The sequence below is a fragment of the Amycolatopsis aidingensis genome, assembly GCF_018885265.1.
Lineage (GTDB): Bacteria > Actinomycetota > Actinomycetes > Mycobacteriales > Pseudonocardiaceae > Amycolatopsis > Amycolatopsis aidingensis.
Map to the genome: position 1 here is coordinate 799,399 of NZ_CP076538.1, position 14,227 is coordinate 813,625.

General features: G+C 70.9%; 16 protein-coding genes. 7 read left to right on the forward strand and 9 right to left on the reverse strand.

Translation table 11 applies throughout. The features are described from left to right. Positions 1 to 118 precede the first annotated feature (118 nt). The 3 genes from KOI47_RS03910 to upp are packed head-to-tail and all read left to right on the forward strand — an operon-like array spanning position 119 to position 2,351. Positions 119 to 1,087, forward strand: a complete 969-nt coding sequence (locus KOI47_RS03910; RefSeq protein WP_216214055.1) for a ring-cleaving dioxygenase — start codon at positions 119 to 121, stop codon at positions 1,085 to 1,087. Further along, the gene (locus KOI47_RS03915) at positions 1,084 to 1,698 is read left to right on the forward strand and encodes an alpha/beta hydrolase (RefSeq protein ID WP_216214056.1); all 615 of its coding nucleotides are present in this window, start codon (positions 1,084 to 1,086) and stop codon (positions 1,696 to 1,698) included. The genes KOI47_RS03910 and KOI47_RS03915 overlap by 4 nt, the downstream gene beginning before the upstream one ends. 29 nt (positions 1,699 to 1,727) lie before the next feature. Next, entirely contained in the window at positions 1,728 to 2,351 is a 624-nt protein-coding gene (upp, locus tag KOI47_RS03920; RefSeq protein ID WP_216214057.1) for a uracil phosphoribosyltransferase, read from the forward strand. Position 2,352: 1 nt separating this feature from the next. On the opposite strand, the gene KOI47_RS03925 is transcribed toward upp, so the two are convergent. Further along, positions 2,353 to 2,949: a TetR/AcrR family transcriptional regulator gene (locus tag KOI47_RS03925; protein ID WP_216214058.1), complete on the reverse strand. Its 597-nt coding sequence runs from the start codon at positions 2,947 to 2,949 to the stop codon at positions 2,353 to 2,355. 94 nt (positions 2,950 to 3,043) lie between these two features. Between KOI47_RS03925 and KOI47_RS03930 the strand changes: the two genes are divergently transcribed. From KOI47_RS03930 to KOI47_RS03940, 3 genes are read left to right on the forward strand one after another with little or no spacing between them, the layout of a single operon-like run. After that, positions 3,044 to 3,454 carry a MerR family transcriptional regulator gene (locus tag KOI47_RS03930; RefSeq protein ID WP_216214059.1) on the forward strand — a complete coding sequence of 137 codons (411 nt, stop codon included), beginning with the start codon at positions 3,044 to 3,046 and terminating at the stop codon, positions 3,452 to 3,454. 56 nt (positions 3,455 to 3,510) lie between these two features. Then, the gene (locus KOI47_RS03935; protein ID WP_216217067.1) at positions 3,511 to 4,443 is read left to right on the forward strand and encodes an aldo/keto reductase; all 933 of its coding nucleotides are present in this window, start codon (positions 3,511 to 3,513) and stop codon (positions 4,441 to 4,443) included. A 32-nt stretch (positions 4,444 to 4,475) separates the two neighbouring features. Then, positions 4,476 to 5,477, forward strand: coding sequence for an aldo/keto reductase (locus KOI47_RS03940; protein ID WP_216214060.1), 1,002 nt, complete (start codon positions 4,476 to 4,478; stop codon positions 5,475 to 5,477). Here KOI47_RS03940 and hisS read toward each other — a convergent pair. The 7 genes from hisS to KOI47_RS03975 all read right to left on the reverse strand — a co-directional run bounded on the left by hisS (position 5,467) and on the right by KOI47_RS03975 (position 12,954). Further along, positions 5,467 to 6,759 carry a histidine--tRNA ligase gene (gene hisS, locus KOI47_RS03945; RefSeq protein ID WP_216217068.1) on the reverse strand — a complete coding sequence of 431 codons (1,293 nt, stop codon included), beginning with the start codon at positions 6,757 to 6,759 and terminating at the stop codon, positions 5,467 to 5,469. The two genes, KOI47_RS03940 and hisS, sit on opposite strands and share 11 nt — an antisense overlap. 37 nt (positions 6,760 to 6,796) lie before the next feature. Continuing rightward, positions 6,797 to 8,311 (reverse strand): MFS transporter, encoded by a 1,515-nt coding sequence (locus KOI47_RS03950; RefSeq protein ID WP_216214062.1) that lies wholly within the window; start codon positions 8,309 to 8,311, stop codon positions 6,797 to 6,799. Then, positions 8,308 to 9,000: an LppX_LprAFG lipoprotein gene (locus KOI47_RS03955; RefSeq protein WP_216214064.1), complete on the reverse strand. Its 693-nt coding sequence runs from the start codon at positions 8,998 to 9,000 to the stop codon at positions 8,308 to 8,310. The genes KOI47_RS03950 and KOI47_RS03955 overlap by 4 nt, the downstream gene beginning before the upstream one ends. A gap of 29 nt (positions 9,001 to 9,029) precedes the next feature. Next, complete coding sequence (locus KOI47_RS03960) at positions 9,030 to 9,797, reverse strand: D-Ala-D-Ala carboxypeptidase family metallohydrolase (RefSeq protein WP_216214066.1); 768 nt, start codon at positions 9,795 to 9,797, stop codon at positions 9,030 to 9,032. Positions 9,798 to 9,903: 106 nt separating this feature from the next. Next, positions 9,904 to 10,674: a VOC family protein gene (locus KOI47_RS03965; protein WP_216214068.1), complete on the reverse strand. Its 771-nt coding sequence runs from the start codon at positions 10,672 to 10,674 to the stop codon at positions 9,904 to 9,906. A 90-nt stretch (positions 10,675 to 10,764) separates the two neighbouring features. Beyond that, a complete protein-coding gene (locus KOI47_RS03970) occupies positions 10,765 to 11,217 on the reverse strand; it encodes a flavodoxin family protein (protein WP_216214070.1) in 453 nt (150 codons plus the stop codon). 108 nt (positions 11,218 to 11,325) lie between these two features. Beyond that, complete coding sequence (locus tag KOI47_RS03975) at positions 11,326 to 12,954, reverse strand: phospho-sugar mutase (protein ID WP_216217069.1); 1,629 nt, start codon at positions 12,952 to 12,954, stop codon at positions 11,326 to 11,328. Between the two features lie 298 nt (positions 12,955 to 13,252). Between KOI47_RS03975 and KOI47_RS36105 the strand changes: the two genes are divergently transcribed. After that, positions 13,253 to 13,375 carry a hypothetical protein gene (locus KOI47_RS36105; protein WP_269756692.1) on the forward strand — a complete coding sequence of 41 codons (123 nt, stop codon included), beginning with the start codon at positions 13,253 to 13,255 and terminating at the stop codon, positions 13,373 to 13,375. 37 nt (positions 13,376 to 13,412) lie between these two features. Here the strand turns inward: KOI47_RS36105 and KOI47_RS03980 are convergent, their stop codons facing one another. Then, positions 13,413 to 14,219, reverse strand: coding sequence for a purine-nucleoside phosphorylase (locus tag KOI47_RS03980; protein WP_216214072.1), 807 nt, complete (start codon positions 14,217 to 14,219; stop codon positions 13,413 to 13,415). Positions 14,220 to 14,227: the final 8 nt, after the last annotated feature.

Consider the following 14,227-nt stretch of genomic DNA (forward strand, 5'->3'; position numbering starts at 1 on the left):
CGTCATCGGTACATGGATCGGGCACGGGTGCAGTCTAACCCAATCTCTCGCGGGAATATATCTTGCGCGCGAGAGATTTGGTCACTAGCGTTGGACGTATCCGCCAAAGGAGCCCGTGATGACCTTCAAGACCAGCGGCCTGCACCACGTCACCGCGATCGGCGGCGACCCGCAGCGCAATGCCGAGTTCTACCTGCGCACCCTCGGGCTGCGGCTGGTGAAGACCACCGTCAACTTCGACGACCCAGGGACCTATCACCTCTACTACGGCGACCAGTCCGGTAAGCCCGGCACGCTGCTGACCTTCTTCCCGTGGAAGGACGCCCCGAGCGGGCGGCGTGGTGTGGGGCAGGCCACCACCACGGCCTTCTCCGTGCCGGAGGCCTCGATCGGCTGGTGGGAGCGGCACCTGCGGGAGCAGGGCGTGCAGACCAGCCGGGTGGTCAACCGGGACTCCGAGGACGTGCTGACCCTGCGCGACCCGGACGGCCTCGCGCTGGCGCTGGTGGCGCACCCGCAGGGCGATCCGCGGGACCCGTGGGACAACGGGCATGTGCCCGCAGAGCACGCGATCCGCGGGCTGCACTCGGTGACCCTGTCGGTGTCCAGGGAGGACGCCACCGCCGGGATGCTGACCGAGGGCCTCGGCCTCAGCTTCAGCGAGCGGGACGGCAACCGGTTCCGTTTCCAGGCCGGTGCCGGTGGTCCCGGCGCGCTGGTGGACGTGCTGGTCACCCCGGACGCCCCGCATGGCCTGGTCGCGGCGGGCACGGTGCACCACGTCGCCTGGCGGGCCCCGGACGAGGACACCCAGGCCGCATGGCGGGAGGAGCTGGTGGACCGCGGGGTGCAGGTCACCTCCATCCTGGACCGGCAGTACTTCCGCTCGATCTACTTCCGGGAGCCCGCAGGCACCCTGCTGGAGGTCGCCACGGACGAGCCGGGCTTCGCGATCGACGAGCCGTTGCTGGAGCTGGGCCGCGCGCTGAAGCTGCCGCCGTGGCTGGAGCCGGACCGCGAGCAGATCGAGGCGGCCCTGCCGAAGCTGAACCTGCCCAGCGAGAACAACCCGGAGCCGCGGTCGTGAGTGGACTGTCGCTGGAACACCGTTTCCTCGAAGGCGACCCTGCGGCGCCGGTGTTGCTGCTCCTGCACGGCACCGGCGGGGGCCCCGAGGACCTGCTGGGGCTCGCCCGCGAGCTGAGCCCCGGATCGCCGGTGCTGGCCCCGGCCGGGCCGGTGTCCGAGCACGGCGCGGCCAGATGGTTCCGCAGGCTCGCCGAGGGCGTGTTCGACACCGAGGACGTGCTCGCCCGTGCCGGGCAGCTCGCGGACTTCCTGCTCGCCGCGCGGGCGGAGTACGGCCTGGCAGGGCGCAGGCTGGTGGCGGTCGGCTTCTCCAACGGCGCCAACATCGCCGCCGCGACCGTGCTGCTACGGCCGGACGCGCTGACCGAGGCGGCCGCGTTCGCCGCGATGCTGCCGGTGCCCGAGCCGCCCCGGCATGACCTGAGCGGCAGCAGGGTCTTCCTCTCCGGCGGCGAGCAGGACCCGATGGCCCCGTTGCCCTCGGCGGAGGAACTGGTGCGCGTGCTCAGGGATCGTTCGGCCGAGGTGACCACGCACCGGCACCCCGGCGGCCACCAGGTCACCCCGGACGGGGTGCGGGCCGCGAGGGAATGGCTGACCGCGGGCTGAGCGAGTGGTCGTTGCTACGGTGTCCCGTCATGGACGTGCTCGTGGTCGATCACCCGCTGGCCAAGGCCAGGCTCTCCACCATGCGTGACGCTCGCACCGACAGCGCGAACTTCCGCGCCGCGCTGCACGAGCTGACCATGATGCTGATCTACGAGGCCCTGCGCGAGGCGCCGGTGACCAGCGAGCGGATCCACACCCCGGTGGCCAGGACCGATGGCTACCGGCTGGCGAACCCGCCGTTGCTGGTGCCGGTATTGCGCGCCGGGCTGGGGATGGCCGACGAGGCGCAGAAGCTGATCCCGGACGCCAGGATGGGTTTCGTCGGCCTTGCCAGGGACGAGGAGACCCTGCAACCCACGCCGTACATGGTCTCGCTGCCGGACAGCCTCGCCGAGCAGCCGGTTTTCGTGCTGGACCCGATGCTGGCAACCGGCGGGTCGATGGAGTACACGATCCGGCTGCTCACCGAGCGTGGCGCCACCGACGTCACCGCGATCTGCACGTTGGCCGCGCCGGAGGGCGTGCAGCGGCTACGCGGGTCCGGGCTGCCCGTCCGGGTGGTCACGGCGAGTGTGGACGAGCGGTTGAACGACTCCGGGTTCATCGTGCCCGGCCTCGGCGACGCCGGGGACCGGCAGTACGGCGCCGTCTGAGCTACCGGCACCAGCCATCGGCGTTGGCGCGGAGTGCGGTTTCGTATGCCTCGCCGACGTCCAGCCCGGCCTGTTCCGGGATGTTGCCGTTCAGCTCGAGCGAAACCAGGCCGTGCACCAGCCCCCAGCAGCTCACCGCGATGATCTCGGGCGGCTCGTCCCGCAGCACCCCGGCCTCGACCCCGGCGCGCACGGTGGCCAGCAGCGGTTCGAGGGTGGCGGAGGCGAGCTCGCTGGCCTCCCGGTTGGGCTCGAACCCTGGCACCGCCGTGGTGAACATGATCGAGTACAGGTGCGGGTCGGCCAGCGCGCTCTCCCGGTAGGCCAGCCCCAGCCGCACCATGTCCGTCACGGTGTCGCCGGAAGGCTCGACCGCGGACATCCGGGCACCGAACCGACGGAACCCCTCCACGAACAGCGCGTTGACCAGGTCCGGCTTGCTGCCGAACAGGGAGTACACCGCCGTGGTGGAGGTGTCCACCTCGGCGGCCAGCTTGCGCAGGCTCAGCGCCTTGGGACCCTCCGTGGACAGCAGCTCGCCCGCGCGGTCGAGCAACCGCAGCCGCAGGGTCTCATCGTGTGTCTTCGGGCGGGGCATACCGGGACGATATCGCAACGTTGTTACCAAACCGGGTGAGGTGCGCCGGGCAGGATTTGACCTGGAGCGCACTCCAGGTCGTACTGTCGCCGACATGAGCTACTCGATAGCGGAAGCCGCGCGACGTAGTGGACTGTCGATCGACACCCTCCGGTACTACGAGCGCATCAACCTGCTGGAGCCGCCTGCCAGGGACGCGGCGGGCAGGCGCGCCTACTCCGACACCGACCTCACCTGGCTGGAGTTCCTGACCAAACTGCGCACCACCGGCATGCCCATCCGGCGCATGCGGGAGTACGCCTCGCTGCGTAAGCACGGGACCGCCAGCGCGGGCCGCCGTAAGGCGATCCTGGTCGAACAGCGCAGTGCGGTGGCCGCACGCATCGCCGAGCTGCAGGCCTGCATGGAGGTGCTCGACTACAAGATCAGCAACTACGAGCAGATCGAATGCGCGATGGCTGATGTGGCCGCGCAGGAAGCGGAGACGCGGGGGGTACCGGCGTGAGCCTGCCGACACGTGAACTCGGGGAGCTGACGGTCAGCGCGCAGGGGCTCGGCTGCATGGGGATGAGCCAGGCATACGGCGAGGTTGATGACACCGAGTCGATCGCCACCCTGCACCGGGCCGTCGAACTCGGGGTGACCCTGCTGGACACCGCCAACGTCTACGGCAGCGGGGCCAACGAGGAACTGCTCGGCTGCGCGTTCCGGCAGGGCGCGGTGCGGCGGGAGGACATCGTGCTGGCCACCAAGTTCGGCATCATCTTCTCGGAAGAACGCGGCCAGTTCGCCCGCGGGGACGCGGCCTACGTGCGGCAGTGCTGCGAGGAGTCGCTGCGCAGGCTGGGCGTGGACCACATCGACCTGTACTACCAGCACCGGGTCGATCCGGACGTGCCGGTGGAGGAGACCTTCGGCGCCCTCGCCGAACTGGTCAGCGAGGGCAAGGTCCGCTATGTCGGGCTGTCCGAGGCCGGGGCCGAGACCATCCGGCGGGCGCATGCGGTGCACCCGATCTCCGCGGTGCAGAGCGAGTGGTCGTTGTGGACCCGCGGCATCGAGGACGAGGTGGTGCCCACCTGCCGCGAGCTGGGCATCGGCATCGTGCCGTTCTCCCCGCTCGGGCGCGGTTTCCTGACCGGGGCGATCGACTCCACGGAGCAGTTCGGCGCGGATGACATGCGCCGCGGCCTGCCCCGGTTCGCCGAGGGGAACTTCGAGCGGAACCTGGAGATGGTGCGGGCGTTGCGGGAGCTGGCCGAGCGTAAGGGGGTGACGGCGGGGCAGCTGGCGCTGGCCTGGGTGCAGCACCGGGGCGAGGATGTGGTGCCGATTCCGGGAACGAAGCGGCGCAAGTACCTGGATGAGAACGTGGCCGCCGCGCAACTTGAACTGTCCGAACAGGACATCGCGGAGATCGAGGGTGCCGTTCCGGTGAGCGCGATCGCGGGTGAGCGCTACCCCGAGCATCTGGCCCGCAACGTCGGTAACTGAGAACAGGCACTGAGAACAGGGGAGAGGAATGGATGACTGAGCAGACACTTGCCGGCAGGAGGCTCGGCGAGCTCGAGGTCGGCGCGCAGGGGCTCGGCTGCATGGGGATGAGCGAGTTCTACGGCACCGGCGACGACACCGAGTCGATCGCCACCGTGCATCGTGCCCTCGAGCTCGGGATCACCCTGCTGGACACCGCCGATATGTACGGCTACGGGCGTAACGAGGAACTGCTCGGCCGCGCCATCGCCGACCGCAGGGACCGCGTGGTGCTGGCCAGCAAGTTCGGGATCGTCCGGGACGAGGCGGACCAGGACAAGCGCGGGGTCCGGGGCGACCCCGAGTACGTCGGGCAGGCCGCGGAGGCGTCCCTGCGCAGGCTTGGCGTGGACCACATCGACCTGTACTACCAGCACCGGGTCGATCCGGAGGTGCCGATCGAGGAGACCGTGCAGGCAATGGCCGCGCTGGTCAAGCAGGGCAAGGTGCGCTACCTCGGGCTGTCCGAGGCCGGGGCCGAGACCATCCGGCGGGCGCATGCGGTGCACCCGATCTCCGCGGTGCAGACCGAATGGTCGCTGTGGTCAAGGGACATCGAGGACGAGGTGGTGCCCACCTGCCGCGAGCTGGGCATCGGCATCGTGCCGTACTCCCCGCTCGGACGCGGTTTCCTGACCGGTTCGATTACCTCGAAGGCGGACCTCGACGCGGGCGACTACCGGCGCAGCGGCCAGCCCCGCCTTGCCGAGGGGAACTTCGAACGGAACCTGGAGATGGTGCGGGCGTTGCGGGAGCTGGCCGAGCGTAAGGGGGTGACGGCGGGGCAGCTGGCGCTGGCCTGGGTGCAGCACCGGGGCGAGGATGTGGTGCCGATTCCGGGTACCAAGCGGCGCAAGTACCTGGATGAGAACGTGGCCGCCGCGCAACTTGAACTGTCCGAACAGGACATCAAGGACATCGAGGCCGCGGTGCCCGCGGACGCCGTGGCCGGGCAGCGCTACCCCGAGGAGGGGATGAAGCTGCTCAGTCGCTGAGTAGTTCGGTGACGGCGGCAGGCGTGGCGTCCAGCGCGACCTGCCGCTGCTCGCGGGTGGCCAGGCTGCGCACGGTGACGTGGCCCGCGTCCCAGTCCTCCTGGCCGACGATCACCACGGCCCGCGCACCCGCCTTGTCCGCCCTGGACAGTTCCTTGCCCAGCTTGCGCAGCTCCAGCGGGACCGACGCCCGCAACCCGGCGGCCCGCAGCCGGGCCACCACCGTGCGCGCGGCGTCGTAGAGGTCCTCGGTCACCGGGACGGCCACCACGTCCACCTCGCTGCGCGGCCGCGGGGCCAGACCGTGCGTGGCAAGGAAGTCCATCAGGGTCACATCGCCCATGCCGAACCCGATCCCGGGGATCTGCTGCGCGGTGAACAGCCCGGCGAGGTCGCTGTACCGGCCGCCGCCGAACAGCGCCCGGTTGTTCTCCGGGGAGGTGTCGAACACCTCGAACACGGTGGAGGTGTAGTAGGCCAGCCCGCGCACGATCAGCGGGTCGAACCGGACCAGCCCGGCCGACCCGCTTTTCAGCACCCGCACCAGGTGCGAGGCTTCCTTGACCTCGGCAGGCAGCTCGTCCAGCAGCGCCGTGCCCGCGCCGAGTACCTCGCCGAGCCGGGCGAACTGCTTATCGCTCAGCCCGATCTCCGCGGCGTCCGCGGCCAGCTTGTCCGCCTCGTACTTCTCCCAGCGGTCCACCAGCGAGAACACCGGCCCCAGCTGCTCCCCGGTGACCCCCACCACCTCGCTCAGCGCGGCGGTGAGCAGCTGCCGGTCGTTCGCCCGCACCAGGAACATGTCCTCGGTCGCGCCGAGCGCGGTCAGCATCCCGTGGATCAGCTCGAAGATCTCGATCTCGCAGTTCGCGCTGTCCGAGCCGAAGATGTCCGCGTTGATCTGCCAGTGCTCGCGCACCCTTCCACGCTGCGGCCGCTCGTAGCGGTGGCAGTTCGGGTGGCTGTACCAGCGCACCGGGAACTGCAGCGAACCGGCGTTGCCCGCGATGATCCGCGCGACCGTGGGTGTCATCTCCGGCCGCAGCGCCAGCCGCCGCCCGCCCCGGTCGGTCAGGGTGTAGAGCTGCTGGTTGGCGATCTCCTCACCGGACTTGGCCTCGTAGATCTCGGCGGGCTCCAGCAGCGGCCCGTCGTAGCGCAGGAAACCATGCCGCTCGAGGACCTCGTACAGCGTGCCGAAGACCTGGGTCCGGACGGACATCTCCGCCGGCAGGAAGTCACGGGTGCCCCGGTAGGGCGCGGTCGGCAGGTACTCGGGCACGGTCGTCCTCACGTCGCGGTGTGTTACCCGCCCGAGTTTATCGGCCGCGCCCGGAGCCGATGAGCAGGGCGAGCAGGGCGCCCGCCGCGCAGATCACCGCGGTGACCAGGAAGATTCCGCTGTACTGGCTCAGCAGCGCCTCCCGCACCGCGCCGGTGTACTCGGTCAGTGCCTGCTGGTAGGCCGCCTCGGTGGGGAACAGCACCCGGATCGGGGCGTCCAGCGTGGCGGTCATCTCGTGGAAGCGATGCAGGCCCCAGGCCGACAGCGCCGCCACGCCGACCAGCATCCCGGTCATCCTGGCCACCACCACCCCGGCCGAGGCGACCCCGTGCTGCGCCGCGGGCACCACCCGCAGTACCGCGGCCGAGAGCGGGGCGATCACCAGGCCCAGCCCGAGGCCGACTACCGCCAGGTCGACGTCCAGCCGGGGCAGCGAAACCGGGCCCAGGGTGTGCCTTGCGGCGAGTACGTCCATCGGCCAGCCGGAGATCAGCAGGTAACCGCCCGCCGCGAGCAGCATGCCGGTCACGGCCACCCAGCGTTCCCCGATCCGGCCCGCCAGCGCACCGCCGAGCAGCGCCCCGGCCGGCAGCGCGACCAGGAACCGCAACAGCAGCAGGATGGCGCCCTGGTCGTCCCTGCCCAGCAGGGTCTGCGCGAACAGGTCCACGTCCACCAGCGTCACCATCAGCGCGGCCCCGGCAGCGACGCTGGTGCCGAGCGCGGCGAGGAACGGGCGCAGCCGTACCCCCGCGGTGTCGATCAGCCGGGTGCGGGCCCTGGCCTCCCAGGCACAGAACGCCACCAGCGCGACGCCCGCGGCGACCAGGAACGGTACTCCCCAGCTGGGCAGCGCCTGCTCGCGCGGGTCCGGGCTGTACAGGCCGATCACCAGCAGCCCGAGCGTGACCGCCAGCAGCGCTCCGCCGGTGACGTCCACTTTGGCCCGCTCGCCGGGATCGCGTTGCCTGCCGGGAAGGGCGAAGTGCACCGCGATCATGGCCAGGACGGCCAGTGGCACGTTCACCCAGAACACCCCGCGCCAGCCGGCCGCGGCGGCGAGCGCGATGCCGTAGAGCGGGCCGAGCACGCTGCCGAGCTCCTGCGCCGCGCCGACCGCGCCGAGCACGGCCGCCCGCCTGCGTTCCGCCCACAGGTCGGCGACCAGCGCCATGGTCACCGGGAGCAGTGCCCCGCTGGCGATGCCCTGGATCACCCGGCCCGCGACCAGTACCGGCACCGTTCCGGCCACTGCGGTGAGCGCGGAACCGGCCAGGAAACCGGCGAGGCAGACCTGGAGCAAGCGTTTGCGCCCGAACCGGTCCGAGGCCTGCCCCAGCAGCGGCATCGCGGCCACGTAGCCGAGCAGGTACCCGGTGACGATCGGGGTGATCTGCTCCAGCCGGTTCACCGGGATGCGCAGGTCGTCGATGATCTGCCGGAGCAGGCCGATCACCACGTAGGTGTCCAGCGCGCCGAGCAGCACGGCGAGGCCGCCCGCGCCGATGGCCGCGCCCTTGCCGGAGCGGCCGACCTGCGTGGAGATCATTCCGGCGGGTTCACCGTGACGGGCTTGTTCACATCGGACAGCCGCACGTCCACCGACTGGCCATCGCCGAAGGTGGCGGTGGCCTTGACCGGCAGGCGCTCGCCATCGGCCCGCAGCCAGAAGGCGATGTCGGCGTCCGATGGCACCCCCGGCAGCAACTCGCCGAGCACGTCCTTGGTCACCGTGCCGGTGACCTTGTAGGCGGGGGTGCCGTCCACCTCCTCGCGCGCCTCGGTGCTGGGATTCTGCACGCTGCTGAGCACCTTGGCGATGCCGCGCTCGGGGTCGAGCACCGCGGACGGGTCGTAGACCGCCGAGCTGAGCTGGACCGGGATCTCCTGGAAGTCCCCGGTCGGGCCCTTCAGATAGAGCGTGTCCCCGGCGAGCACGAACTCCACCTCGACGAGCTGCCCGCCCTGGTCCAGCGTTCCGGTGCCCTTGGCGCCGCCGGAGGGGCCGCCCTCCTTGGTCAGGTCGCCATCGAGGCCGCGCACGCTCAGGCCCGGGATGTCGCCCTGCACCTCGATCTCGAAGTGCGCGCTGTTGACGCTGGCCATGGCCGTGGCCGCGGCTTCGATCAGGGTGGGGCCGTCCGGGAGCTGCTCCTCCGCTGGTTCGTCGGAGGAGCAGCCCGCCACGACCGCGAGACCGAGTGCGAGCGCCCCGGCCAGGATTCGGCGGGTGAACATGCGTGCATCCTAGGCACGCCGGGCGACGCTCAGGTTACGACTCCGCTTTCCCACCACCAGGACTGTGCGCCGTAGGGGTACTCGACCCTGCTGTCCGCGTGCTGCCAGCTCACCGTGTACCGCTCCAGCCCGGAGAAACCGGAGGTCTCGCAGGCCACGTAGAAGGTGCGGGTGGAAACCCCTGGGGAGACGAAGTCGGCCGCGATCCCGTACATGTGCTGGCTGTTCGATGCGCCGCCGACGTTCGAGTTGTGCCGGATCGAGCGGAAGCCGGAATTGATGGTCATCGGCTTGTTACCGACCTTTTTCCGGACGGCCTCGAGCTTGTACATCAGTCGTCGCACGTTCTCCTTGACGGTGCCCGATCCAACCTTTCCGCCGGAAAAGCCGGAACCGTCGTTGGAGTGGAACTCCGAGAAGTTGAAGTGCGTGGTGGAGCCGTCGGAGTCCTCCAGCGCGTTCAGCCTGGTATGCGTCTCCTGACCGGCAACGCCGGTGTCGGCGAGGCCGTAGGCGCGCTGGAACCGGCGCAGCGCGGCCTCCGTGGCCGGGCCGAACTGGCCGTCCACCGCGACATAGGTCTTGCGCGGGGAGTCCGCGGCCCAGCCCGCGATCCGGATCTGCAGTTCCCGCACGTCAGCTCCGCTGTCGCCGGTGCGCATCGTGCGGGTCCAGTTGTATGCCTGCGCGGTACCGGCGGCGAGCAGGCCGAAACCGGCCGCCAACGGCGTTACCGCGGCGATCCGCAGAAATGCCCTCCGGCCGTGTCCAGGATGGTGTTCGAACGAGGTCGGCATCGTGCCTCCAGCTGAGTCCGGCGTGGACGCTCGGCCAGATACTCACCGATCCGGTGAGATGTTGACAATGCCTCGGTGGAAATTGGGAAAATGTTGGCCGCGGGGGTTACGAGGCTTCGTTCGGGGCGATCACGCTGAACACGGCGCCGCCCGGATCGTTCAGTACGGCGAACCGGCCCACCGGGATGTCGGTGGGCGGTACGGAGACGGTGCCGCCGAGTTCGGTGACCTTCGCCGCGGTCTCGTCGGTGTCCGCGACGGCGAAGTACACCATCCAGTGCGAGGGCAGGTCGGCTGGCCAGCTGTCGTCCATCGGCATCATGCCGCCGATCGTGCGGCCGTCCAGCTTCCACTCGGTGTAGTCCACCCCGTCCATGTCCCTCGTCTCGGCCTCCCAGCCGAAGACCTCGTGGTAGAAGGCCTTCGCGCGCTCGGCGTCGCGGGTGGTCAGCTCGTTCCAGCACAGCGCGCCCGGTTCGTTCACAACGCCCGCGCCGATATGTGCCTTGGCCTGCCAGACCGAGAAGGGGGTGCCCGCCGGGTCGGCGAAGACCGCCATCCGGCCGAAATCCATGACGTCCATCGGTTCCACCAGCACCTGGCCGCCTGCCTTGCGGACCAGTTCGGTGGTGTCCTCGGCGCTGGCGACGGTGACGTAGGTGGTCCAGTACGGCGGGATGTCAGGCTGTTGCCGCGGCCCGATCCCGGCGACCGGGTGACCTTTCAGGGTGGCCATCCGGTACCCGCCGGCCGCCGCATCCGGCTCGCTGGTCTCCCAGCTGAGCAGGGCGGCGTAGAACTCGGCGGCCGCCTGCGGGTCGGGTGCGCCGAGGTCGACCCAGGATGGGGTCCCCGGCTGGTGCGCGGTGACGATCATGACAACGACTCCGTCCGCGATGGTGCTGCTGCGCTGACGCGGCCAAGCATTCTCCGCCCGCAGGCAAAAATCCAGCGCTGAATCCGCGGGCTACCCCATCAGGAGTGCGGCCACGGTCGCGCCCAGCTCCCAGCAGTTCTCCAGGTCCTGTTTGCTCGGTTCACCCGTCACGGTGACCGCGGCCGCGCCCTGCTCCCAGCCCAGCCCGCCGGTGATCGACTCGAGGCCGCGCACGGTGCCGGAAACGTCACTGGCGCCGTGCACGTAGTAGCCGAACGGCCTGCCCCGGGTGGCGTCCAGGCAGGGGTAGTAGATCTGGTCCAGGAAGTGCTTCATCGCACCGGACATGTAGCCGAGGTTGGCCGGGGTGCCGAGCAGGTAGCCGTCGGCCTCCAGCGCGTCCGGCACGGTGGCGGCGAGCGCGGGCCTGCGGACCACCTCGACGCCCTCGATCTCGTCCGTGGTCGCGCCGGAGATCACCGCCTCGAACATGGACTGCGTGTTCGGCGACGGCGTGTGGTGGACGATCAGCAAGGTGGGCACGCCGCGAGGGTGCCGCCGTGGCGGTTGCCGCGCAAGTGCGCGTGGGGAGCCAACGCGTGCGCGTGGACGGCCAACGCGTGCGCGTGGGGAGCAAACACGCCGGGTGGGTCAGGGGGTGAGCAGGGACTCGATCTCGGTGCGCAGGCGGGTGAGCCGGTCCTCGGCGCGGGTGCGGGCCACGGGCAGCTCGCCTTCGTCCGCAACGGGTTCGGTCACCTCGAGGTAGGCCTTCAGCTTCGGTTCGGTGCCGGAGGGGCGGATCACCACGCGCAGGCCGGGGCCGCGCAGGCGCAGCACGTCGGCGTCCGGCAACAGGTCCTCGGCCCGCACCCCGGTTCCGGCGAGGGTGCCCGGCGGGTCTGCCCGCAGCCCGCTCATCAGCTCACCGATCCGGCCGAGCTCGGTCACCCGCAGGGACACCTGTTCGGTGCGGTGCACCCCGTGCCGCACGGCGAGCTCGTCCAGTGCCCCGGGGATCGTGCGGCCGCGTGCCCGCAGGGTCGCCGCCAGGTCGCAGGCCAGCACGGCCGCCGCGATCCCGTCCTTGTCCCGTACGAAACCCGGGTTCACGCACAGGCCGAGCGCCTCCTCGTAGGCGAACACCAGGCCCTGCCCCGCCCGCGCCAGCCACTTGAACCCGGTGAGCGTCTCGGCGTACCGGGCGCCGTGCGCCGCGGCGATCTCGGCCAGCATGGCCGAGGAGACGATCGTGGTGGCCACCAGTGGATCTGGTTCCTCCACTGTGGACAGCACGTACTCGCCGAGCAGCACCCCGGCCTCGTCCCCGCGCAGCATCCGCCAGGAGCCGCCATCCCGCACCCCGAGCGCGCACCGGTCGGCATCCGGGTCCAGTGCGATCGCAAGGTCGGCTTCCTCCCGCTCGGCCAGCTCCAGCAGCAGGTCGGTCGCCCCCGGCTCCTCCGGGTTCGGGAAGGACACCGTGGGAAAGTCCGGGTCCGGCTCGGCCTGCGGGGCCACCAGCACCGGTTCGGCGAACCCGGCGCGCAGCATGGCCTGCCGCAGCGTCTCGGCGCCGACTCCGTGCAGCGCGGTGGCGACCACCCGTAGCTCCCGCGCCTGCCCCGCTGGCAGCCCTGCCACCCGCTCCAGATAGGCCAGCGGCACCTGCGTGGCCTCGGTTGCGCCCTGCGACCTCGGCACGCTCCTGGCGCCGGGAGCCGCCGCGATCTCGGCCTCGATCTCGCCGTCCGCGGGCGGCACGATCTGCACCCCGGTGTGGTCGTAGAGCTTGTACCCGTTGTCCGCTGGCGGGTTGTGCGATGCGGTGATCTGGATCCCGGCCACCGCACCGAGCTGTCCGACGGCGAAGGCCAGCACCGGGGTGGGGATCGGCGCGGGCAGCGTGCGGACCACGAACCCGGCCGCCGCGAGCACCTCGGCCGCCGCGGTGGCGAAGGCGGCCGAACCGTGCCGCGCGTCCCTGCCGAGCACCACGATCCCGCCCGCGTGCCCCTGCTTGGCCAGCCAGGAGGCCACCCCGGCCGTGGTGCGCACGACCACCGCCGTGTTCATCCCGTTCGGCCCGGCCCGCACCGGGCCGCGCAGCCCGGCGGTGCCGAACCGCAGCGGGCCGGACATCCGGTCCGCGAGCTCGCCGACCGCGGCGGCCTCGCCGCCCATCGCACTGGCGAGCACGCCCTGTAGCTCCGCCCGCGCCGTCTCGTCCACGTCCTCGGCGATCCAGCGGTAGGCGCGGTCGCGCAGGTCGGGGGTCAGTTTCGCCGGTGCGGTCACGGGCTCAGCCTACGGGGGTCTTGGTCTGGTGGTTTCGCGCCGGCACACGGTTTTCCTGGCGCGGCACCCTGCCGGAGATGACAAAACCGGCCACGATCGCTCCTGGTGATCATCTCGGTACCCGAACGGGCGATTGTTCACAACGCGGAAGTTCGAGAAGTTGATTTCCGTCGATTACTACCGACGAGTAGGTAACCGTCCACCGTCTCACCGGCGAGACGAACTCACCCCCTGCGATGCGGCCCCGCCCCGGCCACCGCATCTTGTTCGAGAGGTCGCGATGAAGCAGCAGTCGTTCCCCGGCAACGGCATCCGGCTGGCCCCCGAGGTCGCCCCGGAGGTCACCGACGTACCGATCACATCGGACGAGCCGATCCCGCCGGTCAAACCGGTCCGGCAGTGAATCGGGAGCCGGCCCGCGGCCGCGGGCCGGCCCGGGTTCAGGACTGCGCGACCAGCTCGCGCAGCAGGCTGCCCATCCGCTCGGCGGCTGCCCTGCCCGCCTCGAGTACCTCCTCGTGGTTGAGCGGTTCCCCGGTGATGCCCGCGGCCAGGTTGGTCACCAGGGAGAGCCCGAACACCTCCAGCCCCTCGGCCCGCGCCGCGATCGCCTCCAGCACGGTGGACATGCCGACCAGGTCGGCGCCCAGCGTGCGCAGCATCCGGATCTCGGCGGGCGTCTCGAAATGCGGGCCCGGCAGGCCCGCGTACACCCCCTCGGCCAGCGAGGGGTCGATCTCCCGTGCCAGCGCCCGCAGCCTGCCGGAGTAGGCGTCCACAAGGTCCACGAACCGCGCGCCGGTGATCGGCGAGGTGGCGGTCATGTTCAGGTGATCGGCCACCAGCACCGGCTGGCCGACCTGGAAGCCCTCGCGCAGCCCGCCTGCCGCGTTGGTCAGCAGCACGGTCCGCACCCCGCAGGCCGCCGCGGTACGCACGCCGTGCACCACCGGGGTCACGCCCTTGCCTTCGTACAGATGGGTGCGGCCGAGCAGCACCAGCGCCCGCTTGTCCCCGACCTGAACCGAGCGCACGGTACCGCCGTGCCCCACCGCGCTCGGCGGCTCGAACCCGGGAAGCTCGCCGAGGCTCACCTCGGCGTCCGGGGTGCCGAGTACCTCCGCGGCCGGGCGCCAGCCCGAGCCGAGTACCACCGCGACATCGTGCTTCGCGTAACCGGTGCGCTCGGCCAGCACGGACGCCGCCGCGCCGGCCAGCTCCGCCGGTTGATCAACGTTCTCAGTCACCCGCGCAG

Bases quoted from the DNA above. Each gene is read 5' to 3' on its own strand.
- KOI47_RS03965 (WP_216214068.1), bottom strand. From the start codon at position 10,674: ATGATCGTCACCGCGCACCAGCCGGGGACCCCATCCTGGGTCGACCTC.
- KOI47_RS03960 (WP_216214066.1), bottom strand. From the start codon at position 9,797: ATGCCGACCTCGTTCGAACACCATCCTGGACACGGCCGGAGGGCATTT.
- KOI47_RS03935 (WP_216217067.1), top strand. From the start codon at position 3,511: ATGGGGATGAGCCAGGCATACGGCGAGGTTGATGACACCGAGTCGATC.
- KOI47_RS03955 (WP_216214064.1), bottom strand. From the start codon at position 9,000: ATGTTCACCCGCCGAATCCTGGCCGGGGCGCTCGCACTCGGTCTCGCG.
- KOI47_RS03950 (WP_216214062.1), bottom strand. From the start codon at position 8,311: ATGATCTCCACGCAGGTCGGCCGCTCCGGCAAGGGCGCGGCCATCGGC.
- upp (WP_216214057.1), top strand. From the start codon at position 1,728: ATGGACGTGCTCGTGGTCGATCACCCGCTGGCCAAGGCCAGGCTCTCC.
- KOI47_RS03925 (WP_216214058.1), bottom strand. From the start codon at position 2,949: ATGCCCCGCCCGAAGACACACGATGAGACCCTGCGGCTGCGGTTGCTC.
- KOI47_RS03940 (WP_216214060.1), top strand. From the start codon at position 4,476: ATGACTGAGCAGACACTTGCCGGCAGGAGGCTCGGCGAGCTCGAGGTC.
- KOI47_RS03910 (WP_216214055.1), top strand. From the start codon at position 119: ATGACCTTCAAGACCAGCGGCCTGCACCACGTCACCGCGATCGGCGGC.
- KOI47_RS03930 (WP_216214059.1), top strand. From the start codon at position 3,044: ATGAGCTACTCGATAGCGGAAGCCGCGCGACGTAGTGGACTGTCGATC.
- KOI47_RS36105 (WP_269756692.1), top strand. From the start codon at position 13,253: ATGAAGCAGCAGTCGTTCCCCGGCAACGGCATCCGGCTGGCCCCCGAG.